Origin of the sequence: Haloarcula sp. H-GB4 (assembly GCF_030848575.1) — an archaeon.
Classification (GTDB): Archaea; Halobacteriota; Halobacteria; order Halobacteriales; family Haloarculaceae; genus Haloarcula.
Window position 1 is genome coordinate 534,759 of sequence record NZ_JAVDDX010000001.1, and the last position, 23,955, is coordinate 558,713.

Consider the following 23,955-nt stretch of genomic DNA (forward strand, 5'->3'; position numbering starts at 1 on the left):
TGTCAGTTCCCCCTACGTCGAGACATGGTGACGTTTCTCGCCGGCGGGACGGGAACGCCGAAGCTCCTCGTCGGTGCCGACGACGTGTTTTCGCCGGAAGCCACGACTGTTGTCGCCAACACTGGCGACGATATCGAGCTGGGAGGCCACCTTGTCTGCCCGGACCTCGACACCGTGCTGTTTCTGGACGGGGAAGTCCTCGACCGTGAGACATGGTGGGGTATCGCCGACGACACCGCTGAGACACACGCCGAACTGACACGGCTCGCCGATGCCGCCGGGCTCGACGGCGGACCGCGATACCTTTCCGACGACGCGCAAATTGAGGGCCGAGACATTGCCCACTGGCGGCGATTCTCCGGCGTCGCTGAGTTCATGCACATCGGCGACCAGGACCGCGCGGTCCACGTCACGCGGACCTCGTTGCTCGACGAGGGCCGCTCACTGACAGACGTAACGCGTACGCTCGCCGATGCATTCGGGCTGGAACGGACGCTGTTACCGATGAGCGACGACCCTGTCGCGTCAATCATACACACGCCGAGCGGTCCAATGCACTTTCAGGAGTGGTGGGTCGGTCATGAGGGGGAGCTGCCGGTCGAAGATGTTGAGTTCAGAGGCGCAGAACGGGCCAGCGCGACGGACGCCGTCCTGACCGCACTCGACGATACTGTTGTCATCGGTCCGTCGAACCCTGTGACTTCGCTCGGGCCGATGCTCGCCATTGACGACATCGAACGGGCACTACACGAGACAACGGTCGTCGCCGTCTCGCCGTTCATCGAGGATACGGTGTTCTCGGGGCCGGCGGCGGACCTCATGGCCGGTGTCGGGCTGGAGCCAAGCACTGCCGGCGTGGCCGAGGCCTACCCCTTCGCTGATGCGTTCGTGCTGGACGGCGAGGACTCGACACCGCTTGACGTGCCGGTTGTCCAAACCGACACGACCCTCAACGACGCGGCCGACGCCGAGCGAGTGAACCGTGCGGTCGAGACTGCTCTTTCGGAGGTGTCCTGATGTTCGAGCCGCGCGTCGCCCTCGCGAGTCTGAGTGGCGAGGCCGACGCGTCGTGGGCCCGCGCGGTCAAGTCCCACGTCGGATGTGCGTTCCTCGGCGGCATCGCGCTCGACAACCAGACGCGCAAGGCCGCCCGGGCGATGACCGACCGCGACCGCTCCGAGTTCCTGCCGGACGATCCGATTGCGTTCATCGATGAACAGCTCGGCGCACTTGCGGACGCACCGCTTCGATCTGGTTTCAACGTCCGGAGCGCGACACCTGCCCCCGTCGAGCGTGCCGCCTCCGTCTGTCGGCGCCACGACGCCATCATCGAAATCAACGCTCACTGCCGGCAGGACGAGATGTGCGCTGCGGGTGCCGGTGAGTCGCTCCTTCGGGAGCCGGAGCGACTGGCGGCGTTCGTGGAAGCAGCAGCGTCGACAGGGGCGACGGTTTCGGTGAAGGGGCGTGCCGAACTCGACGGTGTCTCGCTTCCGGCCGTTGCTCGAGCCATCGAAGATGCCGGTGGTGATGTATTCCACGTCGACGCGATGGACTCGGAGTCGGTCATCGCCGACGTGACCGACGCCACCGACCTGTTCGTCGTGGCGAACAACGGCGTTCGCGGGACGGCGACCACACTGGAGTACCTCTCGTACGGTGCTGACGCCGTCAGCGTCGGTCGCGCAAGCGACAGGCCGGAGTTACTTGACGAGGTCCGGGCGACGACAGCGGAGTGGTTCGCCTCGGAGGTGTCACCGTGACCGAGCGGTCTGTTGCACAGAACGCCCAGCTGGCACTGTTACTGGAGGTCTCCGGCACGCCGAAGCCCGGCAACGTCGACCGCCAGCGGGAGTACGACGACCTCCGGTTCGAGCACTTCATGGCCGGTGCCGTGGGGGCGCGTCCGGGCCTCGACCGCGCGGCCGCGGGCGACCCTATCGGTCCTGCGTTCGAGACCGCTGTCGAAGGGATGGCGGGCCAATCCGGCGGGAACACCCAGTTCGGGGCCTTGCTGGTGCTCACACCGCTGGTGGCCGCGGCGAGTGATGGCCGGCTGTCCCCATCTGGCGTCGATGCTGTGGTTCGTGGGACGATAGTCGAAGACGCGGCGGCATTCTACCGCGCCTTCGAGCACGTCGACGTGGCTGTCGACGACCCGCCGGACGGGCTGGAACCGCTCGATGTTCGCCGCGGAAGCGACGCGGTTCCGGCACTCCAGGCGCGCGAGATGACGCTGTTCGACGTGATGGAGTCCAGCGCCGATACCGACGGCGTGGCCGCCGAGTGGGTCTCCGACTTCGAGCGCGTATTCGAGGCCAGCGAGAGGCTACTGGACGGGTCTGGTCCGGTCGCCGACCGCGCGTCCGAGGTCTTCCTCGAACTGCTCGCGGCGGAACCGGACACGTTCGTCGTCACGCGTCAGGACCGCGAAACCGCCGAGGAGGTCCAAGAGCGGGCACAGGCTGTTCTCGACGGCGACGGAGACGCAACCGATCTCGCCGAGGAGTTCGTCAGGCGTGACATCAATCCCGGAACGACTGCCGACATCGTTGCCGGTGCGCTGTTCGTCGCGCTGGAACGGGGGCTCGAAGTGTGACTGGGGCTCCTTCGACAGGCGATGGTCCGGACTCTGGTGAGTCCGAGACACAGTGGCCCGTCACGCTTGCTGGCGTCTCCGAGACAGTCGTCACAACACTGGGCCCGAACGAGCGCTGGAACGTGGCTGCGCTGGGTGTGCATGCACCGGATGACGATGGGCCAGCTACGGCGACGACGTGGGGCCGAACCCGGACTTGGCGGAACTTCCGGGAGCGAGAGGGTGGCTACGTTCAGTTCACGCGCGACTCGGTCGATTTCGCCGAGGCGGCGCTGTCGGTCCGCGAGGAGGACGACCCCGTCCTCGACAGCGCGGACGCCTGGGTACAGGTCAATGTCGAACGGCGTGACTCCGGTACTGAGGGCAACACGCAGTGGGTCGAGTGGGCGCTACACCCCGTCGACAGCACTGTCGAGCGCCGCGTCGTCCCGACGACGAACCGCGGCCACGCCGCCGTCGTCGAGGCGACCGTCGCAGCCTCACGGCTGGATGTACCGAGCTACGACCGCGAGACGCTGCTGGATCGTCTCGCGTACTTCGAGTCCGTGGTCGAAACAGCCGGCGGTGAGCGCGAGCGCGCGGCCTTCGAGCGCGTCCGCGACTTGGTCGACACCGACTGGTAGGGGACTTCGAACGGAATTTGGGGCATGCAGGTGACACACGACGGTCCGAGACAGGCTGTGTCGCACTCTTGCGGGACCTGCCACGGCAACGATCAGCGCACGGTTGCGGGTCGTCCCACCCCTACTGATAAACATTCGCGTGCGTGGTCCGTTCCGAACCCTTTTTGAGTGCGACCAAGCAAGTAGCGCGCATGGCAATCAAACCCGCCTACGTCAAGAAGACCGGGACGCTCCTCATGGAGCGATACCCTGACGCCTTCGGTGCAGACTTCGAACACAACAAAGACGTCGTCGAGGAACTGACCAACATCGAGTCCAAGGGTGTCCGCAACCGCATCGCCGGCTACGTCACCCGGAAGATGAACAACCCGGTCGAAGCGTAACTCGGTTCTTTCTCTCTGTCTCCCGCGGCATCTGAGCTACTGCTCTCTTCAGTCGCTGCCCGCTACTGTTCGGGCTGAGCGCGCTGGCTGTCGCTCTGTCGCTTCCGGTGGATGATGCCCTGCATGTTCGCGGTGCGAGCGGCGATGTCGCGGAACGATTCACCAACGTCGCTATCCTCATCGAGCACGAGCGGTTCGCCAGTGGCTCCACCCTCCCTGACTTCGGGGTCGAGAGGAATCTCGCCAAGGAACGGCATCTCCGTCTCGTCGGCGAACTCGCGGCCGCCGCCGCTGCCGAAGATATCGTGCGTGCCACCACAGTCCGGACAGACGAACGACGACATGTTCTCGACGATGCCCAGAACCGGCGTCTCGTGGCGACCGAACATCCGCAGGCCCTTCCGGGCGTCGTCGAGCGCGACCTCCTCCGGCGTGGTGACGATGACGGCCCCGGAGACGGGCACCTGCTGGAGCATCGTCAGTTGCGTGTCGCCGGTCCCCGGCGGCAGGTCCACGACCATGTAGTCGAGCTCGCCCCAGAGCACGTCGTCCCACAGTTGCGTGAGGACGTTGTCGACCATCGGACCACGGAAGATAACTGGGTCGTCCTTGCCGACAAGGAAGTCCATGCTCATCAGTCGCATCCCGTGTTTCTCCACGGGAATTATCTCTTCGTCCTCTGTCGCTTGTGGCTGTTCGTCAGCATCGAGCATCCGCGGGACGTTCGGCCCGTACACGTCGGCGTCGAACAGGCCAACGCGGGCACCGAGCCGCGAGAGACCGGCAGCGAGGTTCACTGCGACGGTCGACTTGCCCACCCCACCCTTGCCCGAGGCGACCGCGATGACGTTCTTGACCTTCGGCAGTGGGTCCTCTGCTTCCGGGACGCCGCGGTCGACGCTCGCCGAGAGGTCGATCTCGCGGTCAAGGTCACCCAGCGCCTCGCGGACCTCGTTCGCGATGCTCGTCTCCGTCGGCGAGTACGGCGCACCGAGCGCCAGGTCGATGCTGACTTGGTCGTCAGTCACGTCGATGCTGTTGATCAGCCCGAGCGAGACAATGTCGTCCCCAAGATCCGGGTCCTCGACCGCTTGCAGGCGCTCGCGTACGTCATCTGTATTCATGCACAGGGTTAGGCTCTGGAGGTGCGATAAGGATTGTGACACCGCCGGACACGGCAGTAACCGAATTGGCGGCATCGAGATGTGCTGGCTCCAGTTATCGTAGCTCTCGCGTACGCAAGCGCACGAGGTCAAATAACGAAAATCGGTACAGCAGCCGTCTCGGACTCAAGGGCGTCGAAACACGTAGATGCCGCCGTCGTCAAGTTCGGCGCGTAGCTCACCGCTGTCGTGGTCGAACACGAGCCGCTCCGGCGTCCCAGCAAAGGAGTGTAGCGGCATGCCGGTGTCTATCGCGCCGTCGGGGGCCACTGTGACGTGTGTGCGGCCGCCGAAGTCGGCCCGGAGCGTTCCGTCGTCCGCCTCGGTCACGGCGTCCGGTCCCGCGAACCGTTCCAGCTGGCCGCGAACCGCCGTTCGGTCGGTCGGGTCGATGCCACCGCCGCCGCCGTCGGTGATCTGTCGGCGCATACGTTGACATGTGGTCCCAGTGATGAGTGTATTGTGCCGGCCCCGTCAACGACCTGAGGCCTGTTACTCCATGCCTCAGTGGGTATGCCTTACAATCACGCGCCCGGCCCCCTTCGTTGCGTTTAAATACAACCCCGGAATAGAATCGGATAGACTCGTGTAGGGGGACCGGCCCCCGAGTCCGCGTGCTGCGGGCGCGAGTGTCATAGAACGCGTGTCGTGGTAGCCAAGCCTGGCCCAAGGCGCAGGGTTGCTAACTCTGTGGCGTACAGCCTCCGGGGTTCGAATCCCCGCCACGACGCTCACCCATCAGTACCTACATATGAGTGCAGAAGACCCCAACGCGGGCGAGGACGCGGATGCCGAAGAGGAGGAGGACATCCGCTATTTCGTCCGTATCGGACAGACAGACCTCGACGGGACGAAATCCGTCGAGCGAGCACTGACAGAACTGAACGGTATCGGCCACCGGGCCGCCCGAATTATCGCCCAGAAGGCGGACGTCGACCGGCGCGCTGTCTTCGGCAAGCTCGACGACGACGTCATTGAGCGCGTTGTCGACCGCGTCGAGAACTTCGCCGACGATGTGCCCGAGTGGATGACCAACCACCAGAAGGATTACTTCACTGGTGAAACCACCCACGAGACTGGCAACGACCTCCAGCTTACCCGCCGGCAGGACATCAACCGCATGAAGATGATCGACTCCTACCGCGGTGTCCGCCACAAGCGCGGCCAGAAGGTCCGTGGACAGCGTACCAAGTCCACCGGCCGGACGGAGGGAACCATCGGCGTCAACGTCGAGGCGATCAAGGAAGAGCAAGCCGAGGAAGCCGCTGCGGAGGATGACGAATAATGGCGCTTGGTTCAAACACGAAGTTCTACGAGACGCCGAATCATCCCTTCCAGGGCGAACGCATCGCCGACGAGGCCAATCTCATCGGCCGCTACGGCCTGAAGAACAAAGAAGAGCTCTGGCGCGCACAGTCCGAGCTTCGTGGCTACCGCCGTGAGGCACGGAAGCTGCTGGGCAGCGCCGGCGAGCACGAGACCGAGTCCGAGGAGTTCCTCGCTCGGCTCAAGCGCTACGGCATCCTCAACGAGCAGGACCAGCTCGACGACGTCCTGTCGCTTGACGTGACTGACGTGCTGGAACGCCGCCTGCAGACGGTCGTCTACCGCAAGGGCTACGCGAACACGCCCGAGCAGGCCCGCCAGTTCATCGTCCACGGACATATCGTGCTGGACGACGCTCGCGTTACCCGACCCGGCATGACGGTGGAGAACGCCGTCGAAAGCTCGGTCGGCTTCGACGAGCACAGCTCTCTGTCGGACGAACTCCATCCTGAGCGCGCGGAGGCCCAAGAATGAGCGAAGAAACCGAAGACATCTGGGGCATCGCCCACGTGCACGCATCGTTCAACAACACGATTATCACCATCACCGACCAGACCGGCGCGGAAACGCTCGCAAAGAGCTCCGGCGGGACGGTTGTCAAGCAGAACCGCGACGAAGCGTCGCCGTACGCGGCGATGCAGATGGCTGAGGTCGTTGCCGAAAAGGCCCTCGACCGTGGCGTCGAAGGCGTCGATGTTCGGGTCCGTGGTCCCGGCGGCAACCTCCAGACCTCGCCCGGTCCGGGTGCGCAGGCGACGATCCGCGCACTCGCCCGAGCGGGTCTGGAGATCGGTCGCATCGAGGACGTCACGCCGACCCCGCACGACGGCACTCGTGCACCCAAGAACTCCGGATTCTAACCAATGACACAGGACTACGAGGTTGAGTTCGTCGAACGCGGCGAGCGCGAGGCGCGGATCCTCGTGCGCGGCATCACGCCGGCCTTCGCCAACGGCATCCGGCGAGCGATGGTCGCGGACGTACCGACGTTCAGTATCGACACCGTCCGCGTCATCGAGAACACCAGCGTGATGTTCAACGAGCAGATCGGTCTCCGACTGGGACTGGTCCCGCTGACGACCGACCTCGACGACTTCGAGATCGGCGACGAAGTGACGCTGTCGCTGTCCGTCGACGGGCCGAGCACGGCCTACTCCAGCGACCTCGTCTCTTCGGACCCGATGGTCGAGGCCGCCGACGACAACATCCCGATCATCGACCTCAAGGAAGGCCAACGTCTCGAAGTCGAGGCAGACGCCGTCCTCGATACCGGTCGGGAACACGCCAAACACCAGGGCGGCGTGGCCGTCGGCTACCGACACCTCCAGCAGGTGGAGGTCGTCGGCGACCTCGGCGAGTTCGAGGACGACGACCCGAACATCCTGCGTGGCGTCATCGAAGAGCAGGCGGCCGAACACGCCGCCGGCGACGCCACCAACGGCGAACTTGTCGCGACAGACGAGTTCGATAACGACCTTCGGAACCGCTACCCCGGCAAGGACGTCGAGGTATCGGACGTGCCGAACGCGTTCGTGTTCCACGTCGAGACGGACGGGTCGTTCACCACCGAGGAACTGGTCCTGCGTGCGGTCGAGACGCTGCGTGACCGCGCGACCGAACTGAAAGACGCAGTCCAGCTGTAACGATACAATGCCCCGACACACCCCACTACTACCGATGACCGCCCGCTCCCCGAGCGCGAGGACCGAAAGGGGTTTTACGGGGCACGCAAAACGAACAATCGCGCGCAGGGATAGCCAAGTTTGGCCAACGGCGCAGCGTTCAGGGCGCTGTCCCGTAGGGGTCCGCAGGTTCAAATCCTGCTCCCTGCACTTTTCCCACAACGGAGGAATCATATGAGTAAGACGAACCCGAGACTCAGTAGTCTCATCGCCGACCTGAAGTCAGCCGCCCGCAGTTCGGGCGGTGCTGTCTGGGGCGACGTCGCCGAGCGCTTAGAAAAGCCACGGCGCACACACGCGGAAGTCAACCTCGGCCGTATCGAACGATACGCCCAGGAAGACGAAACCGTCGTTGTGCCCGGCAAGGTGCTTGGCTCCGGTGTCCTGCAGAAGGACGTCACCGTCGCCGCTGTCGACTTCTCCGGAACCGCCGAGACGAAGATCGACCAGGTTGGAGAGGCTGTATCACTCGAACAGGCAATTGAAAACAACCCAGAAGGCTCCCACGTCCGGGTGATCCGATGAGCGTCGCAGAGTTCGACGCGGATGTCATCGTTGATGCCCGCGACTGTATCATGGGCCGCGTCGCATCACAGGTCGCCGAACAGGCTCTCGATGGCGAGACGGTCGCTGTCGTCAACGCCGAACGCGCCGTGATCACCGGCCGAGAGGAGCAGATCGTAGAGAAGTACGAGAAACGTGTCGACATCGGTAACGACAACGGGTACTTCTACCCCAAGCGACCGGACGGCATCTTCAAACGCACCATCCGTGGCATGCTGCCCCACAAGAAGCAGCGTGGCCGCGAGGCGTTCGAGAGCGTCCGTGTCTACCTCGGCAACCCGTACGACGAGGACGGCGAGGTTCTAGACGGCACGTCGCTTGACCGACTGTCGAACATCAAGTTCGTCACGCTGGGCGAGATCAGCGAAACGCTTGGAGCGAACAAGACATGGTAACGAACACGTCTGGCAAGAAGAAGACCGCCGTCGCCCGCGCGACCGTTCGCGAGGGTGAGGGCCGCGTGCGTATCGACTCGCAGCCGGTCGAACTCGTCGACCCCGAGCTGGCGCAGCTCAAGATGCTGGAACCGTTCCGCATCGCCGAGGACGACCTCCGCGGCGAGGTCGACGTGGAAGTGTCCGTCGAAGGTGGCGGTGTCATGGGGCAGGCAGATGCCGCCCGAACCGCCATCGCTCGCGGACTTGTCGACCACACCAACGACGCCGAACTCCGTGACGCGTTCATGGAGTTCGACCGCTCGCTGCTGGTCAACGATGTTCGCCAGTCCGAACCCAAGAAGTGGGGCGGCCCCGGTGCGCGGGCCCGCTACCAGAAATCGTACCGCTAAGGTGATTCAGGTATGATGGTACCGGTTCGGTGTTTCACGTGCGGTAATGTCGTCGGCGAGCACTGGGAAGAGTTCAAAGCACGCACCCGCGAGGCCGAGGAGCCTGAGGACCCGGAGAAGGTCCTTGATGAACTCGGCGTCGAGCGGCACTGCTGTCGCCGGATGCTCGTCTCGCACAAGGACCTCGTCGACATCGTCTCACCCTACCAATGAACGCACAGGAAAGCCGCTACGAGAAGGCCCGCAAACTCGGCGCGCGAGCGCTGCAGTTGGCCCACGGTGCTCCCGTGCTCATCGAGACGGAACACACCCAGCCGATACTCATCGCCGCCGAGGAGTACGACGCTGGCGTCCTACCGTTTACGGTCAACAGGAGTGATTAACGATGACGCTCATCACTGACATCCGACTCCGCCGCGTCCTCGACTCCCGCGGGAACGCGACTGTCGAGGCCGACGTTCTCACTGAGAGTGGGGGCTTCGGTCGTGGCAAGGCACCGAGCGGCGCAAGCACGGGTGAGTACGAGGCCATCGAACTCCCCGCCAACGAGGCCATCGCCAAGGCCCGTGAGGAGGCACTCCCACGACTCATCGGTGAGGTCCACGCCGGGAACCAGCGTGACGTCGACGCGGCGCTTCACGCCGCCGATGGCACTGACGACTTCTCCGGCATCGGAGCCAACAGCGCTGTCGCCATCTCGATGGCGGCCGCAAAGGCTGGTGCTGATGTGCTGGGCGCACCGCTGTACCAGCACCTCGGTGGCACGTTCCGGGGCAACGCGTACCCGACGCCACTGGGCAACATCATCGGCGGCGGCGAACACGCCGCGGATGCAACCAACATTCAGGAGTTCCTCGCGGCCCCCGTCGGCGCGCCGAGCGTCGAAGAGGCCGTCTTCGCCAACGCCGCGGTCCACCAGGAAGTCCACGACATCCTGGCTGACCGCGACTTGCCAGCGGGCAAGGGTGACGAGGGAGCCTGGGCACCGTCCGTCTCGGACGACGAAGCGTTCGAGATCATGGACGAGGCCGTTGAGACCGTTGCCGACGACTTCGGCTTCGCAATCTCTTTCGGCCTCGACGTCGCTGGCGCGGAACTCTACGACGACGAGGAGGACGGCTACGTCTACGATGACGGCGTCAAGTCCACCGAAGCGCAGATCGAGTACATCGCCGAGAAGGTCGAGGAGTACGACCTCGTCTACGTCGAGGACCCACTCGACGAGAATGATTACGAGGCCTTCGCGGACCTGACCGCACAGGTCGGTGACCAGACGCTCGTCTGTGGCGACGACCTGTTCGTCACGAACGTCGAGCGCCTGCAGGCCGGTATCAACGCCGACGCCGGTAACTCCATCCTGATCAAGCCGAACCAGATCGGGACGCTTACCGACGCTGTCGACGCCATCGAACTGGCGACGGCAAACGGCTACGAGTCCGTCGTCTCCCACCGCAGCGGTGAGACGGAAGACACGACGATTGCACACCTCGCTGTCGCCACTGACGCACCGTTCATCAAGACCGGCGCGGTCGGCGGCGAGCGCACAGCCAAGCTGAACGAACTAATCCGTATCGAGGACAACGCAGTATGAGCGGCAACGAAAAAGAAGGTCTCGACGCGTCCGATTCCGACTTCGACCCGTCCGACGAGGACGACGAAGCGGTCGACGCGGAGACCGAAACGGAAGCCGAACAGCCCGCCGACGACGCCGAAGAGGCGACAGAGGCCGAACCAACTGATGACGACACGGAAGCCGACGAAGCGGCCGACGCCGACGAGGCTGCCGGCCCACAGCTGGACGAGGACGTCATGCCCGACGAGCAGTCGGAGGCCGACCTCCTCATCCCCGTCGAGGACTACCTCGGCGCCGGTGTCCACATCGGGACCCAGCAGAAGACCCAGGACATGGAGCGGTTCATCCACCGCGTCCGGACCGACGGGCTCTACGTGCTGGACGTCTCGATGACCGACGAGCGTATCCGCACCGCCGCGGACTTCCTGGCCAACTACGAGCCGGAGCAGATCCTGGCCGCATCGTCGCGCCAGTACGGCCGGTTCCCGGCAGAGAAGTTCGCCGAAGCGATCGGCGCGCGCGTCCGCACCGGTCGGTTCATCCCCGGCACGCTGACCAATCCCGACTACGACGGCTACATCGAGCCTGACATCGTGGTCGTCACCGACCCGATCGGTGACGCCCAGGCTGTCAAGGAGGCCATCACAGTCGGGATCCCGGTCATCGCAATGTGTGACTCCAACAACACCACGTCGAACGTCGACCTGGTAGTCCCGACGAACAACAAGGGGCGAAAGGCGCTGTCAGTCGTCTACTGGCTGCTGGCCAACGAGACGCTCGACCGCCGCGGTGCCGAGCCGACGTACGGACTCGACGACTTCGAGTCCGACCTCTAACGTCGCTGAACTGTTTCGTTTTCCGGCCCGTTGCCGCACAAGTGGCGACGCCGGTGTCGCCAACACAAAACATACCACGAGCCCCGGAGTAGCTCCGGGAAATGGCAGAAGGAGACACGTTTGTCAACGCTATCATCGGTGCTGTCGCGACCGCACTGCTGAGTGGGTTTGTCCCGCTCGCACCGCTCCTTGGTGGTGGCATCGCTGGCTATCTCGAAGGCGGTGAGCGAGCCGACGGGGTTCGCGTCGGGTTCCTGTCCGGCGTCATCGGGCTGGCAATATCGCTGGTCTTCCTGCTGGTTGTGTTCGTCTTCCTGACTGTGTTTCTGGCGTTCGCTCCCGAAGCGCTGGGCGTGTTCGGTGCGATGGGGCTGCTCGTGCTCGTTCTGGGAACGCTCACGACGGCCACGTACTTCCTCGGTCTGAGTGCCCTCGGCGGCTGGCTGGGCAACTACGTCAGATACGACACCACCATTGGTGATTAACCGGCCAGCCGCGCTGTCGGTAACTACATCACTGGAGATACCGCTACTACCAACGCATATGCGTGAGACGGTGACCAACGCCGGTATTGGGGCACTTGTTACGGTTGCGCTGTCGTTCATCCCCTTTTCGTCGGTGGCTGGCGGTGCCGTGGCCGCGGCGAACCACGGTGGCGGCTACCGGACCGGGCTCTGGCTGGGGACGCTGGCCGGCGCCTGCGCGATGGTCCCCTTGCTCGCCCTCTTCATCCCGGCACTGTACATCGCCGGCCTCCTCGGCCTTGGGATTCCGCCCGGGACGCCCGGGTACGGCCTGTTCCTGGCGCTCGTGTTCACGTTCTTTCTGCTGTACACTGTCGGTCTCAGCGCCCTTGGTGGCCTCGGCGGCGTCTGGATATCGGTACACACTGACTGGCACATAGATGCCGACCGCTGGCTCTGAACGTGCCAGAACCGCCTGCTACCCGACATTTGGCATACCATTCAAGCGTGTCCGACACTAACAGTAGTCGATGTCAAAGACGCCGCCCGGACCGAAGGGCGAACCGCTGTTCGGCAGTAGTCGAACGTACGCACAGGACCCATTCCGGTTCATTTCGGCGCTGGAGCGGGCCTACGGCGACGTCGCTCGATTCGACATGGGGCCGATGGACACGGTCATGCTGTGTGACCCGACGGCACTCGAGCGCGTACTGGTTTCGGAGGCCGATCGGTTCCGCAAGCCCGATTTTCAGGGCGATGCGCTCGGGGACCTGCTGGGTGACGGACTGCTGTTGAGCGAAGGCGAGACGTGGGAGCAGCAGCGAAAGCTCGCGAACCCCGCGTTCTCAATGGCGCGGCTATCGGGGATGGCTGATCGCATCACCGACCACGCGGAGGACCGCATCGCCGACTGGTCCCACGGTGATGTCATCGACGCCGAGCAGTCAATGACCCGAGTGACGCTGGACGTGATTCTGGACCTGATGATGGGTGTCCAACTCTCTGAGCAGCGAGTCCAGACCATCGAGGAGCAACTGCTGCCGCTGGGCCAGCGGTTCGAACCGGACCCGATCCGGTTTGCTATGCCAGAGTGGATGCCGATGCCCGACGACGCAGAGTTCAACCGCGCCGTGCGGACGCTTGACGAGGTACTGGACGACATTATCGAGGTCCGTGAGGACTCGGTCGGGTCCGGTGACGACGGCCCGATGGACTTCCTGTCGGTGCTCCTGCGTGCCCGCGACGAAGGGAATCAGTCGCCCGAGCAACTGCGCGATGAAATGATGACGATGCTGCTCGCGGGCCACGACACGACGGCACTGACGCTTACCTACACCTGGTTCCTGCTGTCGGAACACCCCGAAGTCGAACAGCGAGTCCACGAAGAACTGGACGATGTCATCGGCGACGAGCGGCCGGGGATGGAACACGTCCGCGAACTGGACTACCTCGAATGGGTGATTCAGGAAGCGATGCGGCTCTACCCGCCAGTGTACACAATCTTCCGAGAGCCGACCGAAGACGTGACGCTGTCGGGATATGATGTCGAGGCCGGGACGACGCTGATGGTCCCACAGTGGGGCGTCCACCGGTCCGAACGGTTCTACGATGACCCCGAAGCGTTCGACCCGGAGCGCTGGAAGCCCGAGCGAGCGAGCGAGCGCCCGCGGTTCGCCTACTTCCCCTTCGGTGGTGGCCCGCGCCACTGTATCGGGAAGCACCTCGCAATGCTCGAAGCGCAGCTCATCACCGCAACAACGGCCAGTCAGTACCGACTGGAATTTCAGGGGGAGACGCCGCTGGAACTGCTTCCGTCGCTGACTGCCCACCCCCGACAGGAGATGTCGATGCGCGTACAGGAACGGTAACACAGACGCCGATGGGACCACCCTGTTGACGCACGGTTCGAATTCTCCGATATCGGCACCGCTTCCGAGTATTATACCGACGGTCGTCCTGACCGTCGACTCCGAAAACGCCTAACGCCCTGGGAGCACACGAGCGGGTATGGTCACGTCGAGCGCTCCCGGGAAGGTGTACCTGTTCGGGGAGCACGCAGTCGTCTACGGCGAGCCGGCGGTGCCCTGCGCCATTGAGCGGCGGGTGCACGTGACGGCAACCGAAATCGATGAGGGATTGCGCATCCACGCGAACGACTTGCAACTGGACGGCTTTACCGTCGAGTACTCCGGTGACGGGGAGAGCCATCCGGACGTGGATGTCGCCGAGTCTCTCGTCGAAGCTGGGATGGGATACGTCAACGAAGCGGTCGCACAGGCCCGTGATGCGGCCGATTCGCCTGAAGCGGGCTTCGAGATCTCCGTCGAGGGTGACATCCCGCTCGGGGCAGGGCTGGGGTCGTCGGCCGCGCTCGTCGTCGCAGCGATAGACGCGGCGACTAGGGAACTCGGCGTCGAACTATCGGCGAGCGAGATCGCCGACCGCGCCTATCAGGTCGAACACGAGGTACAGGACGGACAGGCCTCGCGGGCGGACACGTTCTGCTCGGCGATGGGCGGGGCAGTTCGTGTGGAGGGCGATGACTGCCGGCGGCTGAAGGGCATCGACACCCTCCCTTTCGTTATCGGTTACGACGGCGGAGCTGGCGACACCGGGGCGCTCGTCGCCGGCGTCCGGGACCTCCGTGGGAAGTACGATTTCGCTGCCGACACCGTCGCAGCAATCGGCGACATCGTTCGCGAGGGCGAGTCAGTACTGGGAACGGGCGACTACGAACGGCTCGGGGAGCTGATGGATTTCAACCACGGACTGCTCTCGGCGCTGGGGGTCTCTTCGCGGTCGCTGGACTCGATGGTGTGGGCGGCCCGCAACGCCGACGCCCATGGCGCGAAACTCACTGGGGCCGGTGGCGGCGGCTGTATCGTCGTGCTGGACGAGACGGATGACGCGCTCACGGCGCTGAAGTACACGCCGGGGTGTGAGGACGTCTTCCGGGCTGAACTGGACACCGACGGAGTCCGACAGGAATGACGGTCGTCCTCAAACTCGGTGGGAGCGTCATCACCGAAAAAGACGAACCTGAGACGGTCGACCGAACTGCGCTATCGGCGGCGGTGTCAGCTATCGCTGACTCGGCAGTCGGCGAGGATATCGTCATCGTGCATGGCGGGGGGAGCTTCGGCCACCACCACGCCGCCGAATATGGCGTTAGCACGACCGAAGGAACCCACGACGTAAACGGCGTGCAGGCCATCCACGGCGCGATGTGCCGGCTCAACGCCGCTGTCGTAGATGCGCTCTCCGAGGCAGGCGTTCCGGCTGTTCCGGTCCACCCGTTCTCGGCGGCTGCACGCGACACAGGTGGCGATATCTCGCTACCGACGGCGCAGGTCACGACGCTGCTTGAGGAAGGGTTCGTTCCAGTCCTGCACGGCGACCTCGTCGCACACGCCGGCGCGGGCGCGACGGTTCTGAGCGGCGACGAACTGGTCGTCGAACTCGCGCCCGCCGTCGACGCCGACCGCGTCGGCGTCTGCTCGACCGTTCCCGGCGTTCTCTATGAAGACGGGACCGTCATTGACCGTATCGAGGCATTCGAGGCTGTAGCATCGGCCCTGGGTGGGAGCGACACGACGGATGTGTCGGGCGGGATGGCCGGCAAGGTCCGTGCGCTGCTTGCACTTTCGGCCCCCGCTCTCGTGTTCGGCCCCGACGCGCTCCCTGCGTTTCTCGCCGGTGAGAGTCCGGGGACGACTATCGCTGGTAATGACAGCGACTGATAGAATCGCTAGCCCTGTCGTCGGCTGACTCTGCCCAGAGTGTGAATACTCGAACTCAAGCCCAAACGGACTGATGGAGCGGTATCACTGCTCGCTCTCAGCGGACAGGTAATCTAAATATCACTTCCTCGACTGTCGTAACATATTTGTCCTCTGTTATCAATTATGCGACTATGTCTGCAGTAGGTCTGACCGACGTCTATCGATACGGAACGAGGTTTCTCGGGATATTGCTTGTCGTCGCCGGCGTCGGTGGCGGCCTCATCGCTGCAGGGTACGTGTTGATACAGAACGGCTCGCTCGCCTCGCTATCGGGGAACGCGGGCTATCGTGCGGTACTCGGCATCGTCGTCGGGGCGCTCGGTGGACTCCTGTTGCTCTCCGGCGTGCTCGGCTTGACCCACAAGCTCATCGCTGACGCGGCAATGGCGGGCACGCTCGCGGCACAGACAGCACAGCGTGATGCGACCGATGTGGCATCCGGGGCCCCTCCGGCCAGTGACCAGACAGCAACTGAAACTGCCGAGGATAGCGCTGCACCCGCCACCGAACTGACTTCGGATTCCGACGACCCGACACCGGAGCCAACCGAGCCTGAGCCAGCGGCTTCCCGGGATACCGAACCGGCTGCTGACCCGGCGGTTGCCGAGTCGGCAATGGGCGAGTCCGAGGTGTCGGAACCGGTCGCTGACTCCGAACCGGACGCCGACTCGACCGGTGAACCGGGAGTCCACGCGCCCGCACAGCGACCCCCTGAGCAATCCGATGGGGCAGCGCTGTCTACTCCGTCCGACACTGCGGTGGCCGAGACTGACGACGCGCCGGTGACGGCGGCCGACGATGATCCGCTGGCAGATGCTGACCCAGCGACGGATGCTGGCCCGGTGACGGACGAAGACGCGGTAGAGACAGCCCCGGCGGACCAGGACGAACAGATATCGAACCAGCAGCCGGCGGAAAACGTTGCCGGACCGGAACCTGAAGCGGTGGACGACACTACGGCGGAGCCATCCCAAACGGATCTCGCCGAGGACTCGGAAACGGTGGGTCCGCAGTCAGACCCCACCGAGCAGTCGGACCGTGACCTGCTTGCTTCGGACGCCGCCGAGGAGTCGGAGCCGAGCACGGAGCCACAGGAATGGACCCCGCCGGACCCTGCGGAGTTCGACACGCAGGGCGAGGAACCCGCGGCAGCTGACGACCGGGGGGCAGATGAGCCAGCACCGGCCGACGACTGGGAAACCGAACCTGAAGCCGATGCTGAACCCACTGGTGCCGGCACGCCGGATACCGACCAGGCGGACCAGCACGACGCCGTGACTCAGGACACCCGATTACTCGACGAATCGGATGAGAAAGACACGTCCGGTGGCCCGCGGACGACGGACGACCTGTTCGGCGGTGCTGATGACGGCCAACCTGGAACCGACGCTGACGAGAGCGTGCAGGGCGAGGGGGAGTCTCAGGATACGGACACACCTGCTGGCGAGGACGCGACGCTCGCGGACGACGGTGTCACTGGCTTCGACGTCTCCAGTGACGACGACCCGCTCTCGGACCCCTTAGACGACGAGTAGCGACGAACCCACACCGTTTTAAGAAGCGCCGTTGTAGACCGACGTAACCGAGCGCACGGCCGCCCGTGGACTGCGGTTCGGCGGCCGGCAGACGGCGGATGTAAGTTGCGGGACGGAAGTCCCTCCCACTGCGGTTGCACAGGCTACGGGCGTACCCGACTGGCCTGGAGCGCCGACGCGGACGAAGTCGCCTACATTGCAGATACCGTCGTTGCCGTGCCCCACCGGATGCCCGCGGCCGGCTTTCCACTCGGAGCTACAACCATGGAAGTCGAAATTGCGACAATTGGCGGTTACGAGGCTGTAGGCCGACAGATGACGGCCGTCCGTGCAGGGGACGACGTCGTCATCTTCGACATGGGCCTGAACCTCTCGAAGGTACTGATTCACGACAACGTCGAGACGGAACGGATGCACTCGCTGGACCTCATCGACATGGGTGCCATTCCGGACGACCGGGTCATGTCCGACCTGGAAGGCGACGTGAAGGCTATCGTGCCGACACACGGTCACCTTGACCACATCGGCGCGATATCCAAGCTCGCCCACCGCTACGACGCACCGATCGTCGCGACGCCCTTTACAATCGAGCTCGTCAAACAGCAGATCAAGAGCGAGGAGAAGTTTGGCGTCCAGAACGACCTCGTCAAGATGGATGCCGGCGAGACGATGTCAATCGGCGAGCGCAACGAACTGGAGTTCGTCAACGTCACACACTCCATCATCGACGCCATCAACCCCGTCCTCCACACGCCGGAAGGGTCGGTCGTCTACGGGCTGGACAAGCGGATGGACCACACGCCGGTCATCGGTGACCCAATCGACATGAAGCGGTTCCGAGAGATCGGCCGCGAGGGCGAGGGCGTCCTCTGTTACATTGAGGACTGTACGAACGCAGGCAAGAAGGGCCGCACGCCCTCTGAGTCCGTGGCGCGTCGCCACCTCAAAGACGTGATGGACAGCGTCGCCGACTACGACGGCGGGATCGTCGCGACGACGTTCTCCTCACACATCGCTCGTGTCAAGAGCCTCGTCGAGTTCGCCGACGACATCGGCCGTCAGCCGGTGCTGCTCGGTCGCTCGATGGAGAAGTACTCCGGCACGGCCGAACGGCTTGACTTCGTTGACTTCCCGGAAGATCTGGGGATGTACGGCCACCGCAAGTCCGTTGACCGGACGTTCAAGCGGATCATGAACGAGGGCAAGGAGAACTTCCTTCCGATCGTCACCGGCCATCAGGGCGAGCCACGCGCGATGCTCACCCGTATGGGCCGCGGCGAGACGCCCTACGAGCTAGACGACGGCGACAAGGTCATCTTCTCGGCTCGGGTCATTCCGGAGCCGACCAACGAGGGCCAGCGCTACCAGTCCGAGAAGCTTCTGGGCATGCAGGGCGCACGCATCTACGACGATATCCACGTTTCGGGCCACCTCCGCGAAGAGGGCCACTACGAAATGATCGACGCGCTCCAGCCGAAGAACATCATTCCGGCCCACCAGAGCCTCGAAGGGTTCGCACCGTATGTCGACCTCGCCGAAAACATGGGCTACAAAGCCGGACGGGACCTCCACATCACCCGCAACGGCAACATGATCAAGCTCACCGAGTAAATCGATGTCCGAACGCCATCAGCAGGTCGAAGACGCGATTGTCGCCCGACGAGACCGGGTCAACGATGCCCTGCCAGAGGACCTTCCGGTACAGAAGCCGGACCACCTCTACGAGGCGTCGCGATACCTGCTGGACGCGGGCGGGAAACGACTCCGCCCGACGGTCCTGCTGCTGGTCGCGGAGTCGCTACTTGATGTCGACCCGCTGACGGCAGACTACCGTGACTTCCCGACACTCGGAGGCGGGCAAGCCGACATGATGTCGGCCGCCCTCGCCATCGAGGTCATCCAGACGTTCACGCTTATTCACGACGACATCATGGACGACGACGCGCTCCGCCGTGGAGTGCCCGCCGTTCACAAGGAGTACGACCTCTCAACGGCAATTCTCGCCGGCGACACGCTGTACTCGAAAGCGTTCGAGTTCCTGCTTGAGACGGGCGCGGCCCACGATCGGACCGTCGACGCGAACAAGCGACTCGCGACGACGTGTACCCGCATCTGCGAGGGCCAGTCCCTCGACATCGAGTTCGAGCAACGCGATGTCGTCACGCCTGAGGAGTACTTGGAGATGGTCGAACTCAAGACGGCCGTGCTGTACGGCGCGGCCGCCTCGATTCCGGCCACGCTGCTGGGGGCCGACGAGGAAACCGTCGATGCCCTGTACAACTACGGGCTCGACGTGGGGCGTGCGTTCCAGATTCAGGACGACCTGCTGGACCTGACGACGCCCTCGGAGAAACTGGGCAAGCAACGGGGCTCGGACCTCGTCGAAGAAAAGCAGACGCTGGTAACACTGCACGCCCGCCAGCAGGGTGTCGATGTCGGCGATCTGGTCGACACGGACTCCGTGGAGGCCGTTTCGGAAGCCGAAATCGATGACGCCGTCGAGCGCCTGCGAGAGGTGGGGTCAATCGAATACGCCCGCCAGACCGGGCAAGACCTCATCGCGAGCGGCAAGCAGAACCTCGAAGTCCTCCCGGACAACGAAGCTCGCTACCTGCTCGAAGGCATCGCGAACTACCTCGTTGAGCGCGACTACTGAGCGCGCCGGCGGTCAGTTTTCCCGCGTCGCTTCGACCCTGACTAGTGCTGGTCAGCAACTAAGACACGTCGCTCCCTAGCGACGCCCGTGACTCGATTCGTCCTCTACGGCGGCAAGGGCGGCGTCGGCAAGACGACCGTGGCCGCGGCGACTGGCTATCGGCTGGCGAGGACGGGCCACGAGACACTCGTTGTCTCTACCGACCCCGCCCACTCGCTGGCCGACGCCGTCGAGACCGAGGTCGGTGGCGACCCGACAAAAATCCGGTCGGGGCTGTGGGGTGTCGAGGTCGACCCACAGACTGGAATCGACCGCTACCGGTCGCTGTTCGAGGCGCTCGCGTCGGAGTTCTCCGATGCCGGCATTCGGATGGACGAGGACGAAATCGCCGACCTGTTCACCACCGGCGTGATGCCCGGTAGCGACGAACTGGCGGCTATCGAAGGCATGGCGACGTACATCGAGAGCGACCGCTGGGACCGCGTGGTGTTCGACACCGCTCCGACCGGCCACACGCTCCGCCTGCTTGACCTCCCGTCGGTGATGGACCGTGGCGTTGCGACGGCGATGGACCTGCGCGATCAGGTCCGCCGGAAGGTCAACACCGCTCGGACGATGATGTTCGGCCCGATGGCGAGTCGGCGCGACGACGGCCCGGACGACTTCACCGAGATGCGCACGCGGATGGAGCGGGTCGGCACGGTGCTTCGGGACCCCGAACAGACCGCGTTCCGGGTCGTCACCATCCCCGAGACGATGGCCGTCCGCGAGACGGAGCGGCTGGTCGGGAAACTCCGCGAGTTCGACGTGCCGGTGACGACGCTGGTCGTGAACAAGGTTATCGAGGATGCTGGTGACTGTCAGCGGTGTCAGGGCAAGCAGGCAGTGCAGGAGGCGGCTATTGCACAACTCCGGGAGTCGCTGCCCGAACTGGATATCTGGACGATTACCGATCAGTCCGGTGAGGTGACTGGTCTTAGCGCGCTGGAACGGGTCGCGGACTCATTGGGTGCTGTTGAGTGACCACTCTTCGTTTGCGGGGAACCGTCCTGCGTAGAATACACAGCCCGTCTGCGAACGTACCAACCGGAAAACACATGGGGCCAGAGGTGAGTTGCTTGCGTCATGAATCTGCGTCCGCTTCTTGCGGTGTTTCTCATTATTACTGTCGGCATCGTAGCTTCGCTACTCCTGTTTCCAACCCTTTCTGCCCACAGCGGCCCGCCCGATGTAACGACGACTGACACGCCGACGATTGATCCATCTGTTCCAGCACCATACCAAGGAACGAAAGCCAACCCCTCTGTCGTCATCCAAGTCGGTGCAACTGGGAATGGGTTGCCGATTCAGGTTTGGAATGCTAGCCCGATGAATCAAACCGTATCCGTCGAACTAATACATAATGACAGTGACTCTTCAGTCGTAACCCGTACAGAAACACTCCCACAGAACGGGACACTTTGGTTAGAAATTCCGTCTCCAGGGTACCTCCTCACAGTGACGGACGTGTCAACACAGGCGAATGGAACGTACCCAGTGACAACTGACCATTTCGACTGTAATTCCCGGTTTGCAGAAGTCCGTATCGATAGCAACGGAACAGTCGATTCTCGGACCGTCTCCACAAGTATGGGCTGTTGACGGTGCTCGCTGTACTAACCAGTGTGTTTCCCCCTGTACCGAGTGAAGCGAATCGTTGTAGACATAGGGCTATGTGAACGCTTGCTGACACCCTGCCCCCATAGCTGGCTGAACCCGACGGCGTTTTGACCCTCCCAGTCGCAGGTCCCGGTAATGGACGACGAGCTGCGAGACCGAATCACGGAGGCGGCGGAGACGAGCGCCCTCCTCAACGCGGTCAAACACGACAGCGAGGCACAGGTCGGCGCAATAATGGGCCCGCTCATGGGCGAGAATCCGGAGTTCCGCGAGTACGGCGACGAGATACCCGGCGTTATCGCGCCGGTCGTTGAGCGAGTCAACGGGATGGATGCCGAGGAGCGCCGGGAGCGGCTGGCCGAACTCGCTCCGGAGAAACTCGAAGAGCTGGAGGCCGAGGATGAGGGCGAGGACCACCCGCTGCCAGACCTGCCCAACGCCGAAGAGTACGACACCGTCCGGATGCGCGTTGCGCCAAACCCCAACGGCCCGTGGCACATCGGCCACGCGCGGATGGCCGCCGTCGTCGGCACGTACAAACAGCGCTACGACGGGGAGTTCATCTGCCGCTTTGACGACACCGACCCCGAGACCAAGCGGCCGGATCTGGATGCCTACGACGCAATCCTGGACGCTATCGGCTATCTGGGCTTCGAACCCGACGACGTGGTCAACGCCAGCGACCGCGTCGAGACGTACTACGAGTACGCCCGCGAGCTCATCGACAAGGGCGGGGCCTACACCTGCTCGTGCCCGCAGGGCGAGTTCTCCGATCTGAAGAATAACGGCAAGGCCTGTCCGCATCGCGACAAGGACGCCGAGACCACGCGCTCGGAGTTCGAGGCGATGGTCGACGGCGAGTACGACAGCGGCGAGATGGTACTGCGGGTCCGGACCGACATTACGCATAAGAACCCCGCACTGCGGGACTTCGTCGCGTTCCGGATGGTGGACACACCACACCCGCGAACGGCGGCCGAGGAGTACCGCTGCTGGCCGATGCTGGACTTCCAGAGCGGGCTGGACGACCACCTGCTGGGGGTCACGCACATCATCCGCGGTATCGACCTGCAGGACTCCGCGAAGCGCCAGCAGTTCGTCTACGACTACTTCGACTGGGAATACCCCGAGGTCATCCACTGGGGCCACGTCCAGGTCGATGCTTACGACGTACCGCTGTCCACATCGAGCATCGCCGAACTCATCGCTGACGGCGAACTCGCGGACTGGGACGATCCGCGAGCGCCGACCGTCGCCAGCCTCGAACGGCGCGGCATCCGCGGTGAGGCCGTCGTCGATGCGATGATTCAGCTGGGTACGTCCACCTCGAACGTCGATCTGGCGATGTCCTCTATCTACTCGAACAACCGCGATCTCATTGACGACGACTCAGACCGGGCGTTCTTCGTCCGGGACAGCGACGACCACGGCGGTCTCGTTGAGCGCCAGATCGTCGGCGGGCCGGACGCTGGCGAACCGCCGTTGCATCCGGACCACGAGGAGCGTGGCCGCCGCGAGATTCCGGTGACCAGCGGTGTCGTCGTTGAGGGCGACGACCTGCCGGAACACGGCGATCGTATATGGCTCAAAGGATACGGCTGCGTGCGCCACACCCGCGACGCATTCGAATACACCGGCGACGACATTGACGCCGTCCGCGAGGAGGGCGTCGACGTGATTCACTGGGCACCGGCTGATGGGCCAAAGTTCCGCTTGCGCACGATGGACGGCGACGTGTCTGGCGTGGCGGAATCTGGACTACTCGATTACGACGCCGACAAAGTCGTTCAGTTCGAGCGTATCGGGTTCGCCCGACTCGACGAGATCGCGGACGACTCAGACGCGGAGTCTGTCGCGTACTTCACACATCCCTGACACGGGCGAACCGCTGGCTCTGCTGGCCTAATACCGCTTTCTGTACCGCAACGACTCGCTTACGTTCTATCTGTCGTATGGCATCAGTTAACATGATTGGGGATTTTTTACGAACCACAACAATAGTGTCAAATAGATGGGGGTGATGGCCAATGGCACTGCCAACAACCACACCGAGTTCATCGATGCGCGGTCTCGACCTCTCGTCCCGCTTGTTCGAAACCGGTAGTGACGACTACGAACTGTACGAGGAAGACGAGGGAATCGCTGCGAACTACATGAACGGTATCCTCGAAGTGCGCCTACCCGTTGAGACGGGCGCGACAGCCCGTGGCAAGCAGATCGAGGTCGAAGGCTGACCGTCGGGCCACAGACGCACCGCCCGAGAGCCGACCTTTTTCACTTCGTTCGGAGGGAGGCAACTGACGATCAAGCCAGTCCCAACAGA

29 protein-coding genes and 2 tRNA genes are annotated in these 23,955 nt (G+C 63.8%); 29 read left to right on the plus strand and 2 right to left on the minus strand.

Going from position 1 to position 23,955, the window contains the following annotated elements:
• Positions 1-24 precede the first annotated feature (24 nt).
• From cofD to RBH20_RS02870, 5 genes are all read left to right on the plus strand, one after another.
• Entirely contained in the window at positions 25-1,017 is a 993-nt protein-coding gene (gene cofD, locus RBH20_RS02850) for a 2-phospho-L-lactate transferase (protein WP_306705312.1), read from the plus strand.
• On the plus strand, positions 1,017-1,763 hold the full coding sequence (locus RBH20_RS02855) for a tRNA-dihydrouridine synthase (RefSeq protein ID WP_306705314.1): 747 nt from the start codon (positions 1,017-1,019) through the stop codon (positions 1,761-1,763). Before cofD ends, RBH20_RS02855 begins: the two co-directional genes overlap by 1 nt.
• Positions 1,736-2,599: a triphosphoribosyl-dephospho-CoA synthase gene (locus RBH20_RS02860; RefSeq protein WP_306705316.1), complete on the plus strand. Its 864-nt coding sequence runs from the start codon at positions 1,736-1,738 to the stop codon at positions 2,597-2,599. Before RBH20_RS02855 ends, RBH20_RS02860 begins: the two co-directional genes overlap by 28 nt.
• The gene (locus RBH20_RS02865) at positions 2,596-3,222 is read left to right on the plus strand and encodes a DUF447 domain-containing protein (RefSeq protein ID WP_306705318.1); all 627 of its coding nucleotides are present in this window, start codon (positions 2,596-2,598) and stop codon (positions 3,220-3,222) included. Before RBH20_RS02860 ends, RBH20_RS02865 begins: the two co-directional genes overlap by 4 nt.
• 191 nt (positions 3,223-3,413) lie before the next feature.
• Positions 3,414-3,605 (plus strand): 30S ribosomal protein S17e, encoded by a 192-nt coding sequence (locus RBH20_RS02870; protein WP_004516807.1) that lies wholly within the window; start codon positions 3,414-3,416, stop codon positions 3,603-3,605.
• A gap of 62 nt (positions 3,606-3,667) precedes the next feature.
• Here RBH20_RS02870 and RBH20_RS02875 read toward each other — a convergent pair whose 3' ends face one another.
• Both RBH20_RS02875 and RBH20_RS02880 read right to left on the minus strand, forming a co-directional pair.
• Positions 3,668-4,729, minus strand: coding sequence for an Mrp/NBP35 family ATP-binding protein (locus RBH20_RS02875; protein WP_306705326.1), 1,062 nt, complete (start codon positions 4,727-4,729; stop codon positions 3,668-3,670).
• A gap of 165 nt (positions 4,730-4,894) precedes the next feature.
• On the minus strand, positions 4,895-5,197 hold the full coding sequence (locus RBH20_RS02880; RefSeq protein WP_306705328.1) for a hypothetical protein: 303 nt from the start codon (positions 5,195-5,197) through the stop codon (positions 4,895-4,897).
• A gap of 216 nt (positions 5,198-5,413) precedes the next feature.
• On the opposite strand from RBH20_RS02880, the gene RBH20_RS02885 reads away from it, so the two are divergent.
• The 24 genes from RBH20_RS02885 (at position 5,414) to RBH20_RS03000 (ending at position 23,866) form a co-directional block, all read left to right on the plus strand.
• Positions 5,414-5,498, plus strand: a tRNA-Ser gene (locus RBH20_RS02885).
• Between the two features lie 21 nt (positions 5,499-5,519).
• Positions 5,520-6,053, plus strand: coding sequence for a 30S ribosomal protein S13 (locus tag RBH20_RS02890; RefSeq protein WP_005535607.1), 534 nt, complete (start codon positions 5,520-5,522; stop codon positions 6,051-6,053).
• Positions 6,053-6,568, plus strand: a complete 516-nt coding sequence (locus RBH20_RS02895; protein ID WP_306705332.1) for a 30S ribosomal protein S4 — start codon at positions 6,053-6,055, stop codon at positions 6,566-6,568. The genes RBH20_RS02890 and RBH20_RS02895 overlap by 1 nt, the downstream gene beginning before the upstream one ends.
• Positions 6,565-6,954, plus strand: coding sequence for a 30S ribosomal protein S11 (locus RBH20_RS02900; protein ID WP_004516802.1), 390 nt, complete (start codon positions 6,565-6,567; stop codon positions 6,952-6,954). The genes RBH20_RS02895 and RBH20_RS02900 overlap by 4 nt, the downstream gene beginning before the upstream one ends.
• Before the next feature lie 3 nt (positions 6,955-6,957).
• Positions 6,958-7,737 (plus strand): DNA-directed RNA polymerase subunit D, encoded by a 780-nt coding sequence (locus RBH20_RS02905; RefSeq protein WP_004963344.1) that lies wholly within the window; start codon positions 6,958-6,960, stop codon positions 7,735-7,737.
• Positions 7,738-7,841: 104 nt separating this feature from the next.
• Positions 7,842-7,926: transfer RNA gene (locus tag RBH20_RS02910), tRNA-Leu, on the plus strand.
• A gap of 24 nt (positions 7,927-7,950) precedes the next feature.
• Positions 7,951-8,301, plus strand: a complete 351-nt coding sequence (locus RBH20_RS02915) for a 50S ribosomal protein L18e (protein ID WP_004516800.1) — start codon at positions 7,951-7,953, stop codon at positions 8,299-8,301.
• A complete protein-coding gene (locus RBH20_RS02920) occupies positions 8,298-8,735 on the plus strand; it encodes a 50S ribosomal protein L13 (protein WP_004593558.1) in 438 nt (145 codons plus the stop codon). The genes RBH20_RS02915 and RBH20_RS02920 overlap by 4 nt, the downstream gene beginning before the upstream one ends.
• Positions 8,729-9,127, plus strand: a complete 399-nt coding sequence (locus RBH20_RS02925; RefSeq protein ID WP_004516798.1) for a 30S ribosomal protein S9 — start codon at positions 8,729-8,731, stop codon at positions 9,125-9,127. Before RBH20_RS02920 ends, RBH20_RS02925 begins: the two co-directional genes overlap by 7 nt.
• A 12-nt stretch (positions 9,128-9,139) precedes the next feature.
• Positions 9,140-9,340 carry a DNA-directed RNA polymerase subunit N gene (locus RBH20_RS02930; RefSeq protein WP_004516797.1) on the plus strand — a complete coding sequence of 67 codons (201 nt, stop codon included), beginning with the start codon at positions 9,140-9,142 and terminating at the stop codon, positions 9,338-9,340.
• Positions 9,337-9,510 (plus strand): DNA-directed RNA polymerase subunit K, encoded by a 174-nt coding sequence (locus tag RBH20_RS02935; protein WP_004516796.1) that lies wholly within the window; start codon positions 9,337-9,339, stop codon positions 9,508-9,510. The genes RBH20_RS02930 and RBH20_RS02935 overlap by 4 nt, the downstream gene beginning before the upstream one ends.
• A gap of 2 nt (positions 9,511-9,512) precedes the next feature.
• A complete protein-coding gene (gene eno, locus RBH20_RS02940) occupies positions 9,513-10,718 on the plus strand; it encodes a phosphopyruvate hydratase (protein ID WP_306705338.1) in 1,206 nt (401 codons plus the stop codon).
• Positions 10,715-11,536 (plus strand): 30S ribosomal protein S2, encoded by an 822-nt coding sequence (gene rpsB, locus RBH20_RS02945; RefSeq protein WP_306705340.1) that lies wholly within the window; start codon positions 10,715-10,717, stop codon positions 11,534-11,536. Before eno ends, rpsB begins: the two co-directional genes overlap by 4 nt.
• A 101-nt stretch (positions 11,537-11,637) precedes the next feature.
• Positions 11,638-12,021, plus strand: coding sequence for a DUF5518 domain-containing protein (locus RBH20_RS02950; protein WP_306705342.1), 384 nt, complete (start codon positions 11,638-11,640; stop codon positions 12,019-12,021).
• Positions 12,022-12,079: 58 nt separating this feature from the next.
• Positions 12,080-12,460, plus strand: coding sequence for a DUF5518 domain-containing protein (locus RBH20_RS02955; protein WP_306707457.1), 381 nt, complete (start codon positions 12,080-12,082; stop codon positions 12,458-12,460).
• Between the two features lie 70 nt (positions 12,461-12,530).
• Complete coding sequence (locus RBH20_RS02960) at positions 12,531-13,868, plus strand: cytochrome P450 (protein ID WP_306705344.1); 1,338 nt, start codon at positions 12,531-12,533, stop codon at positions 13,866-13,868.
• A gap of 139 nt (positions 13,869-14,007) precedes the next feature.
• Positions 14,008-14,991, plus strand: coding sequence for a mevalonate kinase (mvk, locus tag RBH20_RS02965; protein ID WP_306705346.1), 984 nt, complete (start codon positions 14,008-14,010; stop codon positions 14,989-14,991).
• Complete coding sequence (locus tag RBH20_RS02970) at positions 14,988-15,740, plus strand: isopentenyl phosphate kinase (RefSeq protein ID WP_306705347.1); 753 nt, start codon at positions 14,988-14,990, stop codon at positions 15,738-15,740. Before mvk ends, RBH20_RS02970 begins: the two co-directional genes overlap by 4 nt.
• 173 nt (positions 15,741-15,913) lie before the next feature.
• Complete coding sequence (locus tag RBH20_RS02975; protein WP_306705348.1) at positions 15,914-17,317, plus strand: hypothetical protein; 1,404 nt, start codon at positions 15,914-15,916, stop codon at positions 17,315-17,317.
• 264 nt (positions 17,318-17,581) lie between these two features.
• The gene (locus RBH20_RS02980) at positions 17,582-18,928 is read left to right on the plus strand and encodes a ribonuclease J (protein ID WP_004593536.1); all 1,347 of its coding nucleotides are present in this window, start codon (positions 17,582-17,584) and stop codon (positions 18,926-18,928) included.
• Positions 18,929-18,932: 4 nt separating this feature from the next.
• Positions 18,933-19,973: a geranylfarnesyl diphosphate synthase gene (gene idsA3, locus RBH20_RS02985; protein WP_306705351.1), complete on the plus strand. Its 1,041-nt coding sequence runs from the start codon at positions 18,933-18,935 to the stop codon at positions 19,971-19,973.
• Positions 19,974-20,060: 87 nt separating this feature from the next.
• On the plus strand, positions 20,061-20,996 hold the full coding sequence (locus RBH20_RS02990; RefSeq protein WP_306705353.1) for an ArsA family ATPase: 936 nt from the start codon (positions 20,061-20,063) through the stop codon (positions 20,994-20,996).
• A gap of 771 nt (positions 20,997-21,767) precedes the next feature.
• Positions 21,768-23,507 (plus strand): glutamate--tRNA ligase, encoded by a 1,740-nt coding sequence (locus tag RBH20_RS02995; RefSeq protein WP_306705355.1) that lies wholly within the window; start codon positions 21,768-21,770, stop codon positions 23,505-23,507.
• Positions 23,508-23,659: 152 nt separating this feature from the next.
• Positions 23,660-23,866 (plus strand): hypothetical protein, encoded by a 207-nt coding sequence (locus RBH20_RS03000; RefSeq protein WP_306705357.1) that lies wholly within the window; start codon positions 23,660-23,662, stop codon positions 23,864-23,866.
• Positions 23,867-23,955: the final 89 nt, after the last annotated feature.

Bases quoted from the DNA above. Each gene is read 5' to 3' on its own strand.
- cofD (WP_306705312.1), top strand. From the start codon at position 25: ATGGTGACGTTTCTCGCCGGCGGGACGGGAACGCCGAAGCTCCTCGTC.
- RBH20_RS02855 (WP_306705314.1), top strand. From the start codon at position 1,017: ATGTTCGAGCCGCGCGTCGCCCTCGCGAGTCTGAGTGGCGAGGCCGAC.
- RBH20_RS02870 (WP_004516807.1), top strand. From the start codon at position 3,414: ATGGCAATCAAACCCGCCTACGTCAAGAAGACCGGGACGCTCCTCATG.
- RBH20_RS02875 (WP_306705326.1), bottom strand. From the start codon at position 4,729: ATGAATACAGATGACGTACGCGAGCGCCTGCAAGCGGTCGAGGACCCG.
- RBH20_RS02880 (WP_306705328.1), bottom strand. From the start codon at position 5,197: ATGCGCCGACAGATCACCGACGGCGGCGGCGGTGGCATCGACCCGACC.
- RBH20_RS02890 (WP_005535607.1), top strand. From the start codon at position 5,520: ATGAGTGCAGAAGACCCCAACGCGGGCGAGGACGCGGATGCCGAAGAG.
- RBH20_RS02895 (WP_306705332.1), top strand. From the start codon at position 6,053: ATGGCGCTTGGTTCAAACACGAAGTTCTACGAGACGCCGAATCATCCC.
- RBH20_RS02900 (WP_004516802.1), top strand. From the start codon at position 6,565: ATGAGCGAAGAAACCGAAGACATCTGGGGCATCGCCCACGTGCACGCA.
- RBH20_RS02905 (WP_004963344.1), top strand. From the start codon at position 6,958: ATGACACAGGACTACGAGGTTGAGTTCGTCGAACGCGGCGAGCGCGAG.
- RBH20_RS02915 (WP_004516800.1), top strand. From the start codon at position 7,951: ATGAGTAAGACGAACCCGAGACTCAGTAGTCTCATCGCCGACCTGAAG.
- RBH20_RS02920 (WP_004593558.1), top strand. From the start codon at position 8,298: ATGAGCGTCGCAGAGTTCGACGCGGATGTCATCGTTGATGCCCGCGAC.
- RBH20_RS02925 (WP_004516798.1), top strand. From the start codon at position 8,729: ATGGTAACGAACACGTCTGGCAAGAAGAAGACCGCCGTCGCCCGCGCG.
- RBH20_RS02930 (WP_004516797.1), top strand. From the start codon at position 9,140: ATGATGGTACCGGTTCGGTGTTTCACGTGCGGTAATGTCGTCGGCGAG.
- RBH20_RS02935 (WP_004516796.1), top strand. From the start codon at position 9,337: ATGAACGCACAGGAAAGCCGCTACGAGAAGGCCCGCAAACTCGGCGCG.
- eno (WP_306705338.1), top strand. From the start codon at position 9,513: ATGACGCTCATCACTGACATCCGACTCCGCCGCGTCCTCGACTCCCGC.
- rpsB (WP_306705340.1), top strand. From the start codon at position 10,715: ATGAGCGGCAACGAAAAAGAAGGTCTCGACGCGTCCGATTCCGACTTC.
- RBH20_RS02950 (WP_306705342.1), top strand. From the start codon at position 11,638: ATGGCAGAAGGAGACACGTTTGTCAACGCTATCATCGGTGCTGTCGCG.
- RBH20_RS02955 (WP_306707457.1), top strand. From the start codon at position 12,080: ATGCGTGAGACGGTGACCAACGCCGGTATTGGGGCACTTGTTACGGTT.
- RBH20_RS02960 (WP_306705344.1), top strand. From the start codon at position 12,531: ATGTCAAAGACGCCGCCCGGACCGAAGGGCGAACCGCTGTTCGGCAGT.
- mvk (WP_306705346.1), top strand. From the start codon at position 14,008: ATGGTCACGTCGAGCGCTCCCGGGAAGGTGTACCTGTTCGGGGAGCAC.
- RBH20_RS02970 (WP_306705347.1), top strand. From the start codon at position 14,988: ATGACGGTCGTCCTCAAACTCGGTGGGAGCGTCATCACCGAAAAAGAC.
- RBH20_RS02975 (WP_306705348.1), top strand. From the start codon at position 15,914: ATGTCTGCAGTAGGTCTGACCGACGTCTATCGATACGGAACGAGGTTT.
- RBH20_RS02980 (WP_004593536.1), top strand. From the start codon at position 17,582: ATGGAAGTCGAAATTGCGACAATTGGCGGTTACGAGGCTGTAGGCCGA.
- idsA3 (WP_306705351.1), top strand. From the start codon at position 18,933: ATGTCCGAACGCCATCAGCAGGTCGAAGACGCGATTGTCGCCCGACGA.
- RBH20_RS02995 (WP_306705355.1), top strand. From the start codon at position 21,768: ATGGACGACGAGCTGCGAGACCGAATCACGGAGGCGGCGGAGACGAGC.
- RBH20_RS03000 (WP_306705357.1), top strand. From the start codon at position 23,660: ATGGCACTGCCAACAACCACACCGAGTTCATCGATGCGCGGTCTCGAC.